General features: G+C 70.1%; 1 protein-coding gene. It reads right to left on the reverse strand.

The window, feature by feature from the left end:
- Window positions 1-214 (reverse strand): CoA transferase (locus tag PSD17_RS34645; protein ID WP_339126308.1); only part of this gene is annotated, 214 nt, incomplete at both ends.

Here is a 214-nt window from a genome sequence, read left to right on the forward strand (position 1 = left end):
ACCGTCCCGAACCGGGGATGCGACGTCTCCGCCACGAGCTCACGCGACAGGGTGTGCGGGTCGGTCAGCGCCGCGTCGACCTCGTTGATCGGCGCACACGGGATCGACGCCGCATAAAGAGGTACGAGCCACTCGTCGACGGTGCGGCCCGCGAAGATCTCCTCCAGCAGCGGGACGATCACGTCGCGGTGCCGGGCCCGGTCGGCGAACGTGG

Source organism: Pseudonocardia sp. D17, from assembly GCF_036984265.1.
GTDB lineage: Bacteria > Actinomycetota > Actinomycetes > Mycobacteriales > Pseudonocardiaceae > Pseudonocardia > Pseudonocardia benzenivorans.